This window comes from Flavihumibacter solisilvae (genome assembly GCF_000814475.1).
In the GTDB taxonomy this organism is placed as follows: domain Bacteria; phylum Bacteroidota; class Bacteroidia; order Chitinophagales; family Chitinophagaceae; genus Flavihumibacter; species Flavihumibacter solisilvae.
In genome coordinates this window covers 1-17,650 of sequence record NZ_JSVC01000023.1, presented here as the reverse complement: position 1 = coordinate 17,650, position 17,650 = coordinate 1, and the positions used below count along the sequence as shown (strand labels likewise).

Below are 17,650 nucleotides of genomic sequence, written 5' to 3'. Positions count from 1 at the left end.
CCGAAGCTGCACAATGAACCGATTTTACCCAGCTTTTAATATACTGTTAAATTCACATATCTGATTGAATTCTCAACCACTTCTTAAAGATCCAACTACAATTGTACCTTTGCGCATCGAAAAAAGGTCAACCCGTTACTAATATGAATTTATTCCAATCACAATCGAATGAATTTCCTGCCCGTCACATAGGCACTTTGTCCTCGACTAAGGAACTGCTTGCTGTTACAGGATACAAACGCCTGGAAGAATTGATCGACCGCACCATCCCGGCTTCGATCCGTAAAAAAGATGAGCTTTCCGTACCTGATGCTGTCAGTGAAGCACAGCTGTTGAAAGAGCTGAAAGAAATTTCACTTAAAAACAAGGTTTTCAGGAACTACATTGGCCAGGGATATTATGATACCATCACCCCTAGTGTGATTCTCCGGAATATTTTTGAGAACCCGGGATGGTATACCCAATACACACCGTACCAGGCGGAGATCTCCCAGGGAAGGCTGGAAAGTCTGCTTAACTACCAGACCATGATCAGTGATCTTACCGGTTTGCCGCTGGCCAACGCTTCCCTTCTTGACGAAGCTACGGCAGCTGCTGAGGCTATGAACATGTTCTTTCACCATGTAAACAGGACGGAGCAGATCAACCAGCCCCGGTTTTTCGTTGACAACAATGTTTTCCGCCAGACCAAGGACCTGCTGATCACCCGGGCTAATCCAATTGGAATAGAAGTGGTATTTGGCGACTACCGGAATGCGGCTATTGATAACAGTTATTTCGGTGCACTCATCCAGTACCCTGGTGAAGACGGCAGCATTGAAGACTTCCGTTCATTCATTAATACAATTCATTCTGTGGGCGGCTATGTTGCTATGGCAACCGACCTGCTCGCGCTCACACTGCTTACCCCGCCGGGTGAACTGGGTGCCGACGTGGCCTTTGGTTCTGCGCAGCGTTTCGGTGTTCCACTTGGATATGGTGGACCGCATGCCGCTTTCTTTAGTGCGAAAGATGATTTCAAGCGATCCATACCGGGAAGGATAATTGGTGTTAGCGTTGATGCTGCCGGCAACCGTGCACTCCGCATGGCCCTTCAAACCCGCGAGCAGCACATTAAACGCGAGAAAGCAACTTCAAACATCTGCACTGCCCAGGCACTGCTTGCCAACATGGCGGCGATGTACGCTGTTTATCACGGCCCCGCCGGCCTGCGTAACATAGCGAAGCGCACAGCATTACTTACGCGGACCCTGGCCATTGAACTCGGCAACCTCGGTTTCGAAGTTATTAATCAGAATTTCTTTGACACCATCCACGTAAGCACTAACAATGTTGATGCAGTAAGGGAAAATGCCCTCAACCAGCAGATCAACTTTTATTATTCAGAAAATACAATTGGAATCTCCCTGGATGAAACAACCACACAGTCTGATGTACTGGATATTGTTTCCGTTTTTGCGGCTTCAATTGGTGAAGATACCAGCAGCGTTATATTTGATAACGAGGCGTCACTGGATAACATCCCATCCTCTCTTACCCGTACTTCACTCTACCTGACCCACCCGGTGTTCAACTCGCACCGCAGTGAAAGCCAGATGATGCGGTATATCAAATCGCTGGAAAACAAGGATCTTTCGCTGAATACTTCCATGATCTCCCTGGGAAGCTGTACTATGAAGCTGAATGCAGCAACTGAAATGATTCCATTGAGCTGGAGCCACTTCAGCCGCATCCATCCCTTTGCCCCGGTTGACCAGGCAGCAGGATACCAGCAGGTGATCTCCGAACTGTCGGCATTCCTTTGCAATATCACCGGCCTCGATGCCTGCAGCATGCAGCCAAACAGTGGCGCACAGGGTGAATATGCCGGACTGCTTGCCATCAGGAATTACCATATTGCTACTGGCCATGGTCACCGCAACGTGATCCTCATCCCGATTTCGGCACATGGTACCAACCCGGCGTCAGCCGTAATGGCCGGAATGAAAGTAGTGGTGGTAAAGGCACTGGAAAATGGTTATATAGATGTTGACGACTTTAAAGCGAAAGCTGAACAACATAGTGCAAACCTCGCGGGTACGATGATCACTTACCCGAGCACGTATGGCATTTTCGAAGAAGGTGTTAAAGATATCTGTGATGTGGTGCACCAGCACGGCGGACAGGTATACCTTGATGGCGCCAATATGAATGCACAGGTAGGACTCACTTCACCCGGACTGATCGGGGCAGATGTGTGCCACCTGAACCTGCACAAGACATTTGCGATTCCTCACGGTGGTGGTGGACCTGGAATGGGGCCCATCTGCGTGAAGTCTCACCTCGCTCCTCACCTTCCCGGTCACTGGTCACTCGGTGACGGAAAATCTGCTGTATCAGCAGCGCCCTATGGATCTGCTTCCATTTTACTGATCAGCTACGCATACTGCAGGATGTTGGGAGCAAGTGGACTGAAAGCTTCAACTGAATATGCAATTCTGAATGCAAACTATATGAAGGCGAGGCTGGAATCGGCTTACCCGATCCTTTATACCAGCCATAACGGAACCTGTGCACACGAATTTATTGTGGACCTGAGACCGTTCAAGACCAGTGCCGGCATTGAAGCGGAAGACATTGCAAAACGACTGATGGACTATGGCTTTCACGCTCCGACAATGAGTTTCCCTGTTCCCGGAACCATCATGATCGAACCGACAGAAAGCGAGGACAAAGCGGAGCTCGACAGGTTCTGTGATGCGCTGCTGGCTATCCGTGAGGAAATTGCGGCGGTTGAAAATGGTACGGCGGACAAAACAAACAACGTTTTGAAAAACGCCCCACATACACAGTTTGTGATCACTGCCGATGAGTGGCAACGTCCATATAGCCGTCAGCAGGCTGCTTTCCCGCTCGACTATGTAAAGGAAAACAAATTCTGGCCATCAGTTGGAAGGGTGAATAATACTGTGGGTGACAGAAACCTGATCTGTACCTGTGAACCTGTAAGCGCTTACGAAGAAGCCGTTAGTTGAACTACGGTTTATCGGTAAGTGAATAGGTGAATAAGTGAATAGAAAAAGGTCAATGAAATAATTCATTGACCTTTTGTCTTTTATGGGCGTAACTAATGCTGAATTTGAAGGAGTATCATGGTCAGCCTTTAAATCCGGATTTCATCCTGTTGACTAACTGCGCTCCAGTCCAGCCACCAGGCACAATAATTCTCCTGATTGTATAGAGCGGAGATTCGGCCAGCCTAGGGGTTGAAAGTTGAAAGGCAGCAACCATACCGCGTGACTTCAACTCAGGAATGGCAGCCTGGTTCCATAGCCCGAATGGATATGCGAAGAACTGAACAGGACGGCCGGTGATTTTTTCCAGTTGTGCTTTAGGCTTTTCGATCTGCTTTACCCAATCATCGCCCTGGTATTGTTTCACGTTATGGTGGTCCCACGTATGTAAACCGATAGAATGACCTTCATCAGAAAGTTGCTTCAACTGTTCTGCACGCATGAAGTTTGGCCGGTTTACCGATACTGTCATAATGAAAAAGGCAGCCTTGAAATCAAGGGGTTTCAAAATGTCGCGGGTAATATCGAACTGCTCATCACAGCCGTCGTCGAACGTGATCATTACGGACTTTTCAGGCAATTGCGTGCCGGAGCTGAGGTACTGGTATAATTGTTCAGGCAGGATCGTGGTATAACCGCTGTCTGCCAGGCCCTTCATCTGCGCTTTAAAATCTGCAGTTGGAACAATATAGTCGCGGGCTGACTTTGAATCCGTGGGCCGGTAATCCCGTACCTGGTGATAACACAGGATGGGCACTTGTTTCCTGGCCATAATTTCCGCTGCGGGCGTTGATGCTGGTTCGATTTTTACTGTGCCTGCGGGAGGTGCAGCTTCTGCCGGGGATGCATGGTTTGCAGCAGTGTTTGCGGACGCTTCTGTTTTTGCAGGTGCAGGTCCTGGTTTTAATACACTGGCCTGGGCGGCAGGCTCTTTCCATTCACAGGATACCAGGGAACCTATTAACAGCCCGAAGGCCGCGGTACGGATACTGAAATTTAAGCAGTTTTTCATAGTCAGACAGATACTGGATGTTTTACTTTATAACAACGACGCAATCTCGGTTTTGTTATCCGGTTTAAGAAATTACTCTTCCCTGTTTACCTTCGCGTGGCAGTATGGCATTGAAAGACTACTATGAAATTCTTGAGATCACACCTGGAGCAACAGACGCTGCCATCAAGAAGGCATTCAGAAAACTTGCCATGCGATACCACCCCGATCGTAATACCGGAAATCCATTTGCGATCCATCATTTCCGCGAGATAAAGGAGGCATACGAAGTGCTGAGCAACCCCGTAAGGCGCAGCGAATACAACCACAAACGCTGGCAACACGGCTTTTCCTCCGCGCCCGTAGGCGCATTCCGGGAAGCGACCCCGGAGCTGTTGTTGCAACAAGCCCGCCATGTTGAAAAATATGTAGCCTCACTTGATGTATTCAGAATGAATCATGATGCACTGGAAAGGCAAATACACCAGTTGCTGAATGAACACCATGTAAACATGCTTTCAGACAAAGGGCAATTTGAGGTTAACCGGGAGATTGTGACATCTGTGTTGACAAGCATCCAGCCCCTGCCTTACAATTTTCTTTCTGCTTTGGCAGCCAAGCTTGTTCGCATAGCCGGCACCGATAACCAGCTCATTCTGTCCATCCACAATGCCATCCGGAAAAAAAAGCAGCAATATTTATGGGATAAATACAAAGGAATAGTGATGCTTTTGATAGCTTTATTGATCTGTTATTTTATTTATACATCCGCTTAATACCTGGAGAATGCAGCGACTATTCTGTTTATTCACGCTAATCGTCATCACAATGACAGCTTCAGCACAGGAATATTTCCTTTTCACCGGCACCTATACCACAGGCAGTAGTGAAGGAATTTATGTCTTCCGATTTAATGCAGCAGATGGTTCAGCCACTCCGCTGGATTCAGCGCGTATCAGCCAACCCTCCTATCTCGCTGTTTCACACGATGGAAATTTTGTGTATGCTGTTTCCGAAACCGGCGGCAACACTCCCGGCTCAATCAGCGCATTTTCATTTGATAAACAATCTGGAAAACTGACGCTGCTCAACACCCGCACTTCTTTTGGTGATTATCCCTGTTATATCACAGTATCTCCAAACCGCAAATGGGTAATAGCAGGAAATTATGGTTCCGGAAACTTTGTAGCGTACGCCATTAACAGTGATGGAAGTCTCAGTGACAATTACCAGGAGATCAGGCATGCCGGCTCAGGAAAAGATCGTTCCCGCCAGGAAGGTCCGCATGTGCATTCAACTGTTTTCACCCCGGATAATAAATTCCTGCTCGTATCCGACCTGGGATTAGACCGTATTATGATTTATTCATTCGATGAATCAGCGAAGGAAAAGCCGTTGAAAGCTGCGAAGCAGTCGTTTGCAGAGGCTGTACCCGGTAGCGGTCCACGGCACCTCTCCTTTCATCCCAATGGCAGGTGGTTGTATCTTATTGAAGAAATGTCCGGCAATGTCAGCAGCTGGCAATATAAGAACGGAACCCTGAAACGTACTAACAGTATAGACGCACATGCTCCCGGTTATAAGGGCGACAGGGGAAGCGCAGACATTCACGTATCAGCTGATGGCAGGTTCCTTTATGCTTCAAACCGTTACGCGGCAAATGACATAGCCATTTTCTCAATAGATCAGAAAAATGGAAATCTTAAATATGAAGGTTCCCAGGATGTAATTGGCAAAAAGCCGAGAAACTTTACCCTGAGCCCTGAAGGGAAATATCTTCTGGTGGCAAACCAGGAAACTGATGACATCAGGATCTTCCGCAAGAACCCCGAGACAGGTAAGCTTGCCAACACAGAGAACATAATTCATGTTGGCAACCCGGTCTGCCTGCAATTGTATCCTGTTCGTTAATAGTTAATCTGCCGGCAGTGATTCAATGATCCCCTGCAGAAACGCAGTTACGTCGAACCAGGGTCCGGGAGTCTGTCCCAGTCTGACCACCACAAGTTTTTTTGAGGGAATGATAAACACATATTGTCCTTCATAACCATCAGCATAATACATGTCGGGAGGCAGTGCCGGAAATTTCCGGTTTGCCGGATTGCCAGCCTGTCCCGCATTCAGCCAGAACTGGTAACCATATTCTCCCAATGGCGCCGCTGGTGCGGGTTTTATGGTGGCGTTCACCCATCCTTCAGGAAGGATCCGCTGGCCGTTCCAAACTCCGTCATTTGCGTACAACAAACCAAAACGGGCCCAGTCCCGTGCATCTGCAAACATGTAAGATGATCCGACAAAAGTCCCTGAAGCATCGGCTTCCAGCACGGCACTGTGCATTCCCAGTGGCTGGAACAGCTCCTTTGCAGGAAATGCCAGGTAAGCAGAATCACCCACAGCTGTGCGGATAACCCTTGAAAGGATATTAGTATTACCGCTGGTATAGTAAAACACCCTTCCAGGTTCGTCTTTCATTGGCCTGGCTGCTGCAAAATTTCCCATATCTCCCTGTTTGAAAAGCATATTGGTGGCATCTGTGGACCTGGAATAATTTTCTTCAAAGTCGAGACCTGTTGTTTGCTGCAGAAGGTGTTCAAGGTGGATGTGCTGATGACCATCAGTAGCAGAAATCCAGGCTTGCACCGGCGGTGAAGCTTTCGGGTCAAGTTTGTGTTTCCCCACGAGTATGCCTGTAAGGGCAGATGTTACACTTTTTGCCATTGACCAGCTCAGCATTGGGGTATGGCGGTCAAACCCGGGTGCATATTGTTCTGCGATGAGCTGTCCTTCATAGAGCACCACTACTGCCCTTGTCCGCAATGGCCTGTCAGGATCTGTTTCACGGAAGGCCACCTGCATGGCATGATGCAGCAAGGCCTGGTTGATGCCTTTCACAGGTTCCAGTGGCAGGAGATCACCATTGGGCCAGGGAATTGTGTCCGGATCCTGTAACAACATTTGACCGGGTGCGCCCTTCTGTTTCCTGACCTCGGCTTCACTTGTCCCATTTATCAAAGTGCAACCCAGGCCCTGGCGGTAAATGGCCTTTTTCCGGGCGAGTCCTGCGACCGTTGCCGTTACTGAACTGTCGCCCGGATCTGCAGTTAGGGACGCGAGCCTTAGTGGAAAGCTGCCCAGCTCCTGCTTTTCGACGGCATCAATCGGGCGACCACTGAGGTACATACAGGAGCAGGCCATCTTTGCACTGTATCCTGTGATTATGGGGAGGGATAGCCACGCATAGCGGACTCCAAAAGCGAGCAGGGCAAGAAGTAAAAGATAAGTGATCCTTTTGATCAGCCTGAAATTCACGGGGCTCATATGATCAGAATTTTTCTATCCATCTTAATTTCTTCTTCAGTGCCGGTCCGACAAGGAATTTCCGTGCAAACGTAAGCCTGTAGTTGCCGGTATTGAAAAGATAGTCCTGGTTTGTGCTGGCACCCCTGACCGCAATCCTGTTCCCGACCAGCGACACATTCAGGTTCCAGACCTTGCTGTTATAACCGATCACTGCACGGTAAATAAGATTTGGGCTGACGCTGATCTTGTCGTGGGTTTCACCATGAATAAACTCGCGTGACAAGCCGATATCGAGATTCAGGGTTGCGGAACCCATAATAAAAAAATTCTCCTTAAATACCAGTGTATATGCGTAACCGCCACCAGGTCCCACTTCCAGGAACCTGACCTTTTGTACATCAACCTGTTCATATTTTTCTTTCAGCAATGACGGAACGAGGACGCTGTCGCCGGAAAAAGAGCCGGCATAGATTTCCCCGCCGACAAGCCAGGTACCGGCAGATTTTTTTTGCCACTCACTCTGCAGCATCGCGGCGCGGTACGAAAACCTGGAGCCGTTGATAAGATTATAAAGTGCTATTCCAAATAATGACACTCCGACGTCCGGTCGCAGGTAATAATTTTTAGGATCGTTATTCCCCAGGCCTTTGGGAAAAAGAAAATATCCTTTATACAACTGGCCGAAAAAATCAATTGTCCAGTTGCGCGGATACAAATGGGTTTGAAGGTCGAGATAACGCGTCTTACCTTTTTCCTTGTCACGGTTGAGAAACTGGAATCCATATGCCAGGTTAAGACTGAATGCCCGGTAAGTAATACCGATGCCCATGTTCAGGGTTGTGTTCGGACGGTATCTCAGGTCCTGGATTTCTTTCCTGCCTTCAAGAACTATTGAAGTGTACTTCTGCGAAAAATAAAATCGGCCCGTAATAAAATCATCAGCTGTATGAATGTAGTTGGAATCAACTTCAGTTAACGCTTTTGCGAGGTTACCTTCCTGGGCTGCCAGTACGTATGAGAACATTGTTCCCAGTAATGCCAGGTAACAATGAAGAGATATATGGCGGATAAATGTCATGCAGAGGCACAAATTTGCAGGAATTATATGTAAATACCGTACCTATCTTTGCGGAATGCATTACGTTTCTGTTGAAGGACTGGCCAAGAGCTATGGCGTTAAACCACTATTTTCCGGAATCTCATTTCATATTGAGGAAGGCGACAAGATCGCACTTGTGGCAAGAAATGGTTCAGGTAAATCCACACTGTTGAAAATTCTCTCCGGACAGGAAACGCCTGACGAAGGCAAAGTATGGATCAATAAGGAAGTCACAGTTGCTTTGTTTGACCAGGAACCCCGATTTGTAGACGAACTTTCGGTTCTCAATAACATCTTTCATCATGATCATCCCATATTGAATGCGATCAAGGCGTTTGAGGCTGCCAGCGAGTCGGAAGACGAAACCGAGCTGAGTAATGCCATTGTGAGAATGGATGAGACCGGCGGTTGGGATTTCGATGCAAAGGTGAAGCAGATCCTTGGTAAACTGAATATTCACCAGCTTTCGCAGCCTGTCGGCACTTTATCTGGCGGCCAGCGAAAAAGAGTAGCGCTTGCCCGGACCCTGATCGATATCGGGTTTGAACATAAGCATACCCTTTTAATTATGGATGAGCCAACTAACCACCTGGATGTCCAGACTGTTGAATGGCTTGAGCATTACCTGAACCAGGAAAAGGTAACCCTGTTACTGGTTACACACGATCGTTATTTCCTGGACGCAGTTTGCGAAGAGATCTGGGAACTCGATGGCAATGATCTTTTTGCTTATAAGGGAGATTACGAATCCTTTATGGAAAGAAAAGCAGCAAGGGCTGAACAGCAATCCTCAACAATTGACAAAGCCAGGAACCTGTATCGCAAGGAGCTGGAATGGATGCGCAAACAACCTAAAGCACGCACTACAAAATCGAAAAGCCGGATTGATAACTTTTATGAAGTAGAAGCCAAGGCCAAACAGCGGCTTGAAGAACAGCAGCTTCAGTTACAGATGAAAATGAGCCGTCTCGGGGGAAAAGTCATCGAGCTGAAAAAGCTGAATAAACAATATGAAGAAAAGATCATTCTCAGGGGATTCGATTACACTTTCAAGAAGGGAGAAAGGATTGGAGTGATCGGCAAAAACGGCGTGGGTAAATCGACCTTCCTGAACATGTTGCAGGGTATTGAAATGCCTGACAGTGGCAAAGTAAATATTGGGGAGACGATAGTATTTGGTTATTACTCGCAACAGGGTCTGCAGTGGAAGGAAGACATGCGGGTGATCGAATATGTGAAACAATTTGCGGAAAGTTTTCCCCTTGCGGGCGGTGGAAGCCTGAGCGCGGCGCAATTTCTCCAATTGTTTCTTTTCAGTCCGGACCAGCAGTACAGTTACATCAGCAAGCTAAGTGGAGGTGAAAAGAAAAGGTTGCTGTTGCTTACGATGTTATTCCGTAATCCCAATTTTCTCATATTGGATGAACCTACCAATGACCTCGATCTGCCTACGCTTTCCGTACTCGAAAATTTTCTCAGTGAATACCAGGGATGCCTTTTGATCGTATCACATGACCGGTATTTTATGGACAGGCTGGTGGATCACTTATTTGTCTTTGAAGGCAATGGGTTCGTTCGTGATTTCCCAGGGAATTACAGCCAGTACCGGACCTGGCAAAAAGACCAGGAAGCAATCGACGAAATAAAACCGGCAGTTGAAGTGCAGGTAAGGGAATCTGAGATAAGGACTACGGACAATGCGCCTAAAAAGAAAATGTCTTTCAAGGAAAAGCGGGAGTTCGAAGGACTGGAAACAGATATTGCTGCGCTTGAAAAAGAAAAGACTGAACTGAATAATGAACTGGCTGCAGGACAACTCGACTATGCACGGCTCCAATTGGTTTCTGAAAGAATCGGCAGGGTATCCGAAGAGCTCGAATTAAAGGAAATGCGCTGGCTCGAATTAAGTGAACTCGCCGGCTGATCGCCCTGCTGATGATTCTGTTCTTATTTTCATTTGCCAGAAAACAAATGCTGCAAGCATACATGCACTTCCAACTACGAACCAGGTGAATCGAAAGCCTTCGCTTTGTGCAAGTTGGGCAGATAACATTGGACCCAGGGTTTGAGCCGCTGACCAGGCCATGGTATACAATGCCGCGTACTGGCCCCTGTTGTGTTCACGGCTTCTTGCGATCCAGAAACTATTCATGAATGGCATCGCAAGAATTTCACCGAAGGTAATGAGCGTGATTAACAGCACAGCTATGCCCGGCCCCACGGGCCCCAGTCCAAGGAACAGGTAAAATAATGCAACCAGTGCAACCCCGGCTGCTATGTAGGCCATCTGGTTCCCCTTGCTTTCAATCCTGTAGATGACGACCATCTCAATCATTACAATCAAAAGTCCGTTCAGGGCCATCAGCATTCCAATCAGCGGCTCGGAAAAATTAAGTACCTGTCTCATATAAACAGAGACGTTAGTAAACAACTGAAAGAAACAGGCGGCAAAAAGGGTAACCAACAAAATGAAAAAAAGATATGTGCCGTCGCGGTAAGCCGAATGTTCTTTGCCGGCAACTTGTTTTTCTTTTGAGTGTCCATTTGCTTTCGCCCCGGCATCCCGCAAAAACTTCCACATGAGTATTGCAGCGAACAGGTTCGAGAATCCGTCGATCCAGAATAACCATTCGTAGCTAACGCGTGCGATGAGTCCACCCAATCCGCTACCGACAGCCCAGCCCAGGTTTACAGCAAGCCTGTTCAATGAATAGGATCTCGTCCGGTTCTCCGGTGTACCATAATAGGCAATCGCAGTTGAATTGGCGGGACGGAATGCTTCGTTCACAAAACTGAGAAGGAATGTGAATATACAAATGAGCGGAAGGCTTTTCATTTGTCCAAGGATCCAGAATAAGATTGCCCCGCCAAGCAATGTGATCATCTGTACCTTGAAGAATCCGATCCTGTCTGTTAGTTTTCCACCGAAATATGCTCCGGTAAACGCACCAGCTCCAAAGCAGCCAAATACAAAGCCAGCCTGGCCGATCGAATATCCCATACCGGGACTTGTCATATACAGCGTAAGAAAAGGAACGACCATGGTACCACTCCTGTTGATCAGCATGATCAATGACAGTAACCACGTCTCTCTTGATAAGCCCGAATAGGCATCCCGGTAAGCAGATAAAGTCTTTGTAAACATAATGCGGCACAAATCTAATCTGTGCCGCATCGTGTTAAGAACCGTTCAAAAAATTTAACGGTTTATGAACCACCAAATACTTTCTTAAGTATGTCTGTTACCCTGGCTGCGGGATTGGACCTGATCTTCTTTTCTTCATCAGCTACATAATAGAAGATCCCATCGATCGCTTTGCCGGTTACAAATCCTGAAAGATCAGGGTTTACGGGTTTCAGTGTAAACTTATTGTAGGTGTCGAAAATTTCTTTCCAGTAACGGGTCGCACCTGTTTTTTGTAATGCTTCTTCAATTACAGGGCGAAACGAAGCCACCAGTTGCGGTGATGTTGATTTTCTCAGGTAACCAGTGGCAGCAGTATCTGCGCCTTTCAGGATACCCAGCGCGTCCTGAACTGACATTTGCTTTACGGCATTGACAAAGATCGGTGCAGCTGATTTGGAAGCGTCTTCTGCTGCACGGTTCATACTCAGGATGGCATCATCAACGAGTTTCCCCATACCGAGCTGACGAAGCTTTTGCTCCACTTTCTTTGCTTCCTCCGGCATCAGCACTTTCACTGCTGCATCTTTAAAAAATCCATCAGCGGCGGATAATTTTTCTGCACTCTTATTGGTTCCTACAACGAGCGCTTCTTTAAGACCGGCAATGATATCTTCGTTACTGAGGGAACCCTGGGAGCCACTTTTAGCCTGGCCAAGTATACTTCCGGCTTTTTTGATCAGCGAACCGGAATTTTCTGATTGAGCAGTACACCCGGTTATCATGAAGATCGAACCCGCAGTGATCAATAGTTTTAGCATAGGGAATATTTGTTTAAAGGTGAAACGATCAAAGGCAAAATAATAGTATTCCATTCATTGCCCGATAGTTATAAAATGAGTTTTTGTGTTAAAATCGTTTGCAGTTTGACTACCAAAGCTTTAAATGGTTTAATTGGCGGATTGTATTAATTTCGGCCGAACAAAACTACTCTATGTACAAACCCCTGATAACTTCCGTACTATTCCTGGCGGCCACAACCGGAAATGCGCAGGTTAAAGCGGCTGCAAAGCCTGCCGTAAAACCTGCTGCGAAACCTGCTGCGAAACAAACCGGCACGGCTCCAGCCCTTAAAAACACTATTGACTCGGTTAGTTATGCAGTTGGCATGAGCCTTGCCACATTTTACCGCGAACAAGGCATAACAAATATCAATACGGCTCTCGTATCACGGGCATTGAACGATGCCATGAAGGGAAAGAAAACATTGCTCACCGAAGAACAGATGAATATGAGTATTACAAATTACCTCCAGCAATTGAAGAAAGAAAAAGCTGCCGCAGCACGCCAGGCGGGCGAAGCATTTCTGGCAGCCAATAAAACAAAACCAGGGGTGGTAACACTGCCCAGCGGTTTGCAGTACCTAATCGTTAAAGAAGGTTCAGGTCCGACACCTAAACTTACCGATAAGGTAAAATGCCATTACCATGGAACCCTGATCGATGGTACAATTTTCGACAGCTCGGTCGACAGGGGCCAGCCTATTGACTTCCCCGTAAACGGAGTGATCAAAGGATGGATAGAAGCACTGCAGCTTATGCCCGTGGGAAGCAAATGGAAGTTATTTATTCCGGCAGATCTCGCGTACGGTGATCAGCAGGCCGGCGCACATATCACTCCGGGCTCAACGCTTGTGTTTGATGTAGAGTTACTGGAAATCGTTTCGCAATAAAGAACCGATTACTGAAAATAAAAATGCAACCTTCACAGGTTGCATTTTGTTTTTCCCGATACGGGGGTACGATCAACATTATTCCCGGATAGTTACTTTCAACTCGTCTGTGGCAATGCTGCCTTTTTCATCAGTAACGGTTAACAAAAATTTATATTCTCCCGGCTTGATATTACTAACACCTGATATCGCCGCATTCTGGTTTGCGATGCTAACGGGAGTACCGGAAAGCTGCAGCCAATGATACCGGGAAATAATTCCATCCGGTTCACGTGAAGCGGTACCATCCAATTGTACTATATCAGTGGAAGAAAAAACTAAATCGGTTCCGGCATTTGCCTGGGGTGGCAGATTCTTTACTCCCTTCACCGGATCCTGTTGCTGGGCAAATGCAAACGAGGTCATCACATACGCTACCAAAAGGATTGCTTTCATAGATGGATTTTTATTCATTAACACAACGCCCACCTCTTCACTATTATTATGCCAGAATAAATAAATTATTTCCCAATATTCCCTTTCATGGCTTCAATCTGTGCCCGGGTACCCAGGACAAACACCTTCATTCCCAGCCGGATGAATGTATCTTCGGGAGGATTAATCAGGAATTTTCCCTCCTTGTTACGGACGCCAATACAGTTAACTCCCGTTTTTTTCCACTCCATGATCTCTTTAAGGCTGTGATCGCGGATCTGCTCCGGGATCTGGAGATAGTCAACGGATTCCATATGGATCGCCTCCCCTTCCTCGCCACTCAGGAAATCGATGAATTCAATTACATCCGGTTTGGATACTAATGTAGCCATATGGGTTCCACCGATCCTGTCGGGCATGATCACATGGTCGGCGCCGGCTTTCTTGAGCTTCGGTGCAGCACTGCTTTCGGAAGCCCTGCTGATGATCCGGATACTACTGTTCAACGACCGGGCGGATAATACGATAAAGACATTGTCCGCATCTGCCGGCAGGCTGCTGATGAGCGCATGGGCACGTTGGATGCCTGCCTTCCTGAGTATATCATCATCAGTTGCATTTCCTTCCAGGTACAACAGCCCCGGCTGTTCGCGTATCACTTTCTCCAGGACTTCCGGCCGGTTTTCAATAACGACATAAGACTTATTGTGATACCTGAGGGTCTGGGCAGCCTGCTGTCCATTTCTTCCGAAACCACAGATGATCACGTGCTTATCCAACTGGTCAATGCCTGTCATGATTCGTCGGGCTTTAAAGTACTTGTTTATTTCTCCGTTGATAATGTACTGTATGATGCGGGTGATCGCCCAGGCAAGGGAAATCCAGCTCAGCACCAGCATACAGATCGTGAAAATTCTGCCATTGTCAGTTAAGGGCCGCACTTCTGTGAAGCCGGCTGTCGTGATGGTGATCACCGTCATATACAGCGCCTCGACAAAGCGGAAATTCTCCACCAGCATATAACCGGTAACGCCGACAGTTGCAACCGCCAACAGCAGTAAGAAAGGTTGAAGCAATTCCCAGGCCCTGGTTTGCAACGGCAGATTTTTACTAAAGATATGCTATCACGAAGCGTTATACAAGAGGTCGTAATACTCGTGTGCCATCCGGTTACTTTCGAACTGGTACCGTACGTCACGCATCCCGTTTTTAACTACCTGGCGCCATGTATCATGATTGTCGTAGTACAATGGCAATACCTGTTCTTCAAGGAGTTTATACAGCATGTTCAGGTCATATTCATCCTGCTCCTGTGTATTCATCCGGGCGTAATCTGCCTTCTCAATCACAAAACCATTGTTACCGTGATTGACAAACTCGGGTACCCAGCCATCATCCGTGCTGAAATTGGCTGCGCCGTTCATGGCAGCGGTCATACCGCTGGTGCCTGATGCCTCCCGGGGTACCCGGGGGTTGTTCAGCCAAAGGTCGGCTGACTGCTTAAGGCGTTTTGAGAGGCCGAGTTCGTACCCGATAAGTACTGCCATATTTTTATATCCCTTGCTCATATGTACAAGGTGATTAAAGTCATTGATCGCCGGGTAGTCCATCGGGTAAGGCTTTCCTGCCCAAATGATCTGCACGGGGTATTTTTTACTTGCCATTAACGCGGAAAACCTGGCGTTGTCACGGGTGATCAGGTCAGCACGTTTGTAACCAGCAAACCTCCTTGCCCATACTATAGTGAACACTTTGGGATCATATAACTTGCCTGTCTGGTCCGCAACCAGCTCAAAGGCCCTGCGTTTCAGGTATTGCTTGCGGTCATCCCACATTACGTCATTTCCTTCTTCCATATAACGATACAACTGCTTATCAGCCCAATACCTCCAGTTCTGGGCATTCGTGATCGATAGTATGGGGCAAATGCCGCTGTACTTTTCCCACATCGACCTTGAGACATGGCCATGCAGCTGGGAAACACCATTAGCAATACGTGCGAACCGCAGCGCTACCAGTGAATGATTGAACTGATCGTCCTGGATCCCGGTCAGGTTGCGCACTTCGTCGAGAGTCAGTCCGCAGAAATAACTCATTTTATGGCAGAGGTAAATATCATGTTTTTCATTGCCGGCCTCCTCGGGAGTATGCGTTGTGAATACCAGTCGCTTTTTCACCTCGGCCAGGTTGTTACCAAACTTGCGGTACAGGTAAAAGCCTGCACTGATGCCGTGTGCCTCGTTCAGGTGATACACTTCCGGTGAAAACCCGAGTTCGTCGAGCAGCTTCGCTCCGCCAACTCCCAGCAAAATGAACTGTGCCACTTTGGTAGCAACGTTTGCATCATACAGGCGGTGGGTAATTGTTTGCGAAACGTAATCATTTTCCGGTAAATCTGTACTAAGCAGGAACAACGGGGCAGAATGGAAGGTCTCCGGGTTAAGATAAAATGCTTTGACCCACACCGGGTGATCATGAATTGAGATCTGGAATTTAATACCGGTGTCTTCGAGGAAGCTATATTGCTTTTCCATCCAGTTCACCTGCAGGGTCTGGTCCTGGTTCCTTGCCTGGTCGTAGTACCCGTACTTCCATAAGAGGCCGATACCAACAAGGTTCTGCCGCAACTCGTATGCACTGCGAAGATGTGATCCGGATAAAAAACCCAAACCACCGCTATAGATTTTCAATGGCTGGTGTACAGCAAACTCCATGGAGAAATAAGCCACCTTCCGGGAATACCTGTCTTCGCTACTGTATGGCACCTTGTAATTTCTGAAACTCATAGTTGTTATAATATTTCAAACGTGTATCGGGTACGCAATATAGTTGATAATTTGGATTAGCTCTTTCCTGTCTTTTTCTTCTTTGCAGGCGGCGTTTTTTTCTTCCTGGTATATGCGCCTTCAAAGAAGCATTTGATGTCACGGTATGACCCGCAACCTTCCACTTCTTTAATACGCACCGTATTCCCGGAGAAGCTGAAATCGATCGCGCAGGAACCATTATTATCATTAAACCTTGCGGTACTGGTACCGGTCATCTTCGCCTCTCCTTTCAATTCTCCTTTACATTCGCCGTTATTCTTTTCAAAATGTATGAAGAAGAGCAGGTGGGCGGGACTTCTCCCATCACGTACCGAGATAAAATTCTTATTGTTTTGCCGGTAGTCGCCTGACAGTTTGTGTGTCGCAGCCAGCGTGTCTATCGGGTTGATAATGCTGGCCGAGGCGGCAGTCTGGTCATTCGACTCGGTAAGTATTAGCGTAAATACGCCTTCCGTATTGTATACAAACACTTTTTTATTGTAAACGACCATTCCATCACTGGTAGTTTGTTGCCGCAGGATTGTTATGGTATAGCGGCTATCCATATTCGCGACAGTCTGATCACTTTGTTTGGGTGTGCCTGTGACAGAGAGCAAAGGCATGGCTGTAACAAATTTCTCATCATCGAACACCGCGATATAAGCAGCGCGCTTATTACCCTGTACTGCCTTAATGAAGAGGTAAGTTTCATTTTTTTCCACTTCATTACGGCCGATGGGATATAACAGCGGCTTGCCTGTCTTGCCAAAGAAAGGCCGCAATACACTGTCCGGAATAAACTGTGAAAAAATCTTATTACCGATTCGCAGTGAGTCGGGCGAACGCTTCATAAGGCTGGTGTCTGCCAACTGGAGAGGAAGCTTTATTTCCGGGAAAAATTCGATGAAATCAGACACTTCAACCGGTTCATTATCGAGCAATTGTTTTTTCTTTTCCTTGCAGGCAAATAAAAAGATAGTCAATATAAAAGCAGTGATCCAACTCAGTCGGGACATATCCGGTGTTTTCCGTGAATCGCTAAAATAAATCTTTTACATTTTGTTGCCTTTTTTGAACCGATTAAATTTTTTAGATTTGCCTAAATTTATATTTAGGTCAATTGAAATATT

The 17,650-nt window shown here is 47.1% G+C and carries 14 protein-coding genes; 5 read left to right on the top strand and 9 right to left on the bottom strand.

The features are described from left to right. Positions 1 to 143 precede the first annotated feature (143 nt). Complete coding sequence (gcvP, locus tag OI18_RS19210) at positions 144 to 3,014, top strand: aminomethyl-transferring glycine dehydrogenase (RefSeq protein WP_039142781.1); 2,871 nt, start codon at positions 144 to 146, stop codon at positions 3,012 to 3,014. 121 nt (positions 3,015 to 3,135) lie between these two features. On the opposite strand, the gene OI18_RS19205 is transcribed toward gcvP, so the two are convergent. Then, a complete protein-coding gene (locus OI18_RS19205) occupies positions 3,136 to 4,065 on the bottom strand; it encodes a polysaccharide deacetylase family protein (protein WP_052273403.1) in 930 nt (309 codons plus the stop codon). A gap of 104 nt (positions 4,066 to 4,169) precedes the next feature. Here OI18_RS19205 and OI18_RS23985 point away from each other — a divergent pair, with 104 nt between their 5' ends. Both OI18_RS23985 and OI18_RS19195 read left to right on the top strand, forming a co-directional pair. Then, entirely contained in the window at positions 4,170 to 4,820 is a 651-nt protein-coding gene (locus tag OI18_RS23985) for a DnaJ domain-containing protein (protein ID WP_052273402.1), read from the top strand. Positions 4,821 to 4,872: 52 nt separating this feature from the next. Continuing rightward, positions 4,873 to 5,955: a lactonase family protein gene (locus OI18_RS19195; RefSeq protein ID WP_240312802.1), complete on the top strand. Its 1,083-nt coding sequence runs from the start codon at positions 4,873 to 4,875 to the stop codon at positions 5,953 to 5,955. A gap of 3 nt (positions 5,956 to 5,958) precedes the next feature. On the opposite strand, the gene OI18_RS19190 is transcribed toward OI18_RS19195, so the two are convergent. Both OI18_RS19190 and OI18_RS19185 read right to left on the bottom strand, forming a co-directional pair. Beyond that, positions 5,959 to 7,362 carry a serine hydrolase domain-containing protein gene (locus tag OI18_RS19190; RefSeq protein ID WP_039142776.1) on the bottom strand — a complete coding sequence of 468 codons (1,404 nt, stop codon included), beginning with the start codon at positions 7,360 to 7,362 and terminating at the stop codon, positions 5,959 to 5,961. A gap of 4 nt (positions 7,363 to 7,366) precedes the next feature. Continuing rightward, on the bottom strand, positions 7,367 to 8,422 hold the full coding sequence (locus tag OI18_RS19185) for a DUF4421 domain-containing protein (protein ID WP_082038053.1): 1,056 nt from the start codon (positions 8,420 to 8,422) through the stop codon (positions 7,367 to 7,369). A gap of 55 nt (positions 8,423 to 8,477) precedes the next feature. Between OI18_RS19185 and OI18_RS19180 the strand changes: the two genes are divergently transcribed. Then, positions 8,478 to 10,367, top strand: coding sequence for an ABC-F family ATP-binding cassette domain-containing protein (locus tag OI18_RS19180; RefSeq protein WP_039142774.1), 1,890 nt, complete (start codon positions 8,478 to 8,480; stop codon positions 10,365 to 10,367). Here OI18_RS19180 and OI18_RS19175 read toward each other — a convergent pair. Both OI18_RS19175 and OI18_RS19170 read right to left on the bottom strand, forming a co-directional pair. Beyond that, positions 10,347 to 11,588, bottom strand: coding sequence for an MFS transporter (locus tag OI18_RS19175; protein ID WP_039142772.1), 1,242 nt, complete (start codon positions 11,586 to 11,588; stop codon positions 10,347 to 10,349). The two genes, OI18_RS19180 and OI18_RS19175, sit on opposite strands and share 21 nt — an antisense overlap. Positions 11,589 to 11,650: 62 nt before the next feature. After that, a complete protein-coding gene (locus OI18_RS19170) occupies positions 11,651 to 12,388 on the bottom strand; it encodes a DUF4197 domain-containing protein (RefSeq protein ID WP_072039052.1) in 738 nt (245 codons plus the stop codon). A 173-nt stretch (positions 12,389 to 12,561) separates the two neighbouring features. Here OI18_RS19170 and OI18_RS19165 point away from each other — a divergent pair, with 173 nt between their 5' ends. Then, positions 12,562 to 13,299, top strand: a complete 738-nt coding sequence (locus tag OI18_RS19165; RefSeq protein ID WP_039142769.1) for a BamJ family beta-barrel-assembly machinery protein — start codon at positions 12,562 to 12,564, stop codon at positions 13,297 to 13,299. Between the two features lie 78 nt (positions 13,300 to 13,377). On the opposite strand, the gene OI18_RS19160 is transcribed toward OI18_RS19165, so the two are convergent. The 4 genes from OI18_RS19160 to OI18_RS19145 all read right to left on the bottom strand — a co-directional run bounded on the left by OI18_RS19160 (position 13,378) and on the right by OI18_RS19145 (position 17,536). Further along, complete coding sequence (locus OI18_RS19160) at positions 13,378 to 13,734, bottom strand: PKD domain-containing protein (RefSeq protein ID WP_152616890.1); 357 nt, start codon at positions 13,732 to 13,734, stop codon at positions 13,378 to 13,380. A gap of 65 nt (positions 13,735 to 13,799) precedes the next feature. Further along, a complete protein-coding gene (locus tag OI18_RS19155; RefSeq protein ID WP_052273400.1) occupies positions 13,800 to 14,810 on the bottom strand; it encodes a potassium channel family protein in 1,011 nt (336 codons plus the stop codon). Positions 14,811 to 14,837: 27 nt separating this feature from the next. Further along, a complete protein-coding gene (gene glgP / locus OI18_RS19150; RefSeq protein ID WP_039142766.1) occupies positions 14,838 to 16,499 on the bottom strand; it encodes an alpha-glucan family phosphorylase in 1,662 nt (553 codons plus the stop codon). Between the two features lie 56 nt (positions 16,500 to 16,555). Continuing rightward, a complete protein-coding gene (locus OI18_RS19145) occupies positions 16,556 to 17,536 on the bottom strand; it encodes a hypothetical protein (protein ID WP_039142765.1) in 981 nt (326 codons plus the stop codon). Positions 17,537 to 17,650: the final 114 nt, after the last annotated feature.

Excerpts from the sequence above, each read along its gene's own strand:
- gcvP (WP_039142781.1), top strand. The coding sequence starts at position 144 with ATGAATTTATTCCAATCACAATCGAATGAATTTCCTGCCCGTCACATA.
- OI18_RS19205 (WP_052273403.1), bottom strand. The coding sequence starts at position 4,065 with ATGAAAAACTGCTTAAATTTCAGTATCCGTACCGCGGCCTTCGGGCTG.
- OI18_RS23985 (WP_052273402.1), top strand. The coding sequence starts at position 4,170 with ATGGCATTGAAAGACTACTATGAAATTCTTGAGATCACACCTGGAGCA.
- OI18_RS19195 (WP_240312802.1), top strand. The coding sequence starts at position 4,873 with ATGACAGCTTCAGCACAGGAATATTTCCTTTTCACCGGCACCTATACC.
- OI18_RS19190 (WP_039142776.1), bottom strand. The coding sequence starts at position 7,362 with ATGAGCCCCGTGAATTTCAGGCTGATCAAAAGGATCACTTATCTTTTA.
- OI18_RS19185 (WP_082038053.1), bottom strand. The coding sequence starts at position 8,422 with ATGACATTTATCCGCCATATATCTCTTCATTGTTACCTGGCATTACTG.
- OI18_RS19180 (WP_039142774.1), top strand. The coding sequence starts at position 8,478 with ATGCATTACGTTTCTGTTGAAGGACTGGCCAAGAGCTATGGCGTTAAA.
- OI18_RS19175 (WP_039142772.1), bottom strand. The coding sequence starts at position 11,588 with ATGTTTACAAAGACTTTATCTGCTTACCGGGATGCCTATTCGGGCTTA.
- OI18_RS19170 (WP_072039052.1), bottom strand. The coding sequence starts at position 12,388 with ATGCTAAAACTATTGATCACTGCGGGTTCGATCTTCATGATAACCGGG.
- OI18_RS19165 (WP_039142769.1), top strand. The coding sequence starts at position 12,562 with ATGTACAAACCCCTGATAACTTCCGTACTATTCCTGGCGGCCACAACC.
- OI18_RS19160 (WP_152616890.1), bottom strand. The coding sequence starts at position 13,734 with ATGAAAGCAATCCTTTTGGTAGCGTATGTGATGACCTCGTTTGCATTT.
- glgP (WP_039142766.1), bottom strand. The coding sequence starts at position 16,499 with ATGAGTTTCAGAAATTACAAGGTGCCATACAGTAGCGAAGACAGGTAT.
- OI18_RS19145 (WP_039142765.1), bottom strand. The coding sequence starts at position 17,536 with ATGTCCCGACTGAGTTGGATCACTGCTTTTATATTGACTATCTTTTTA.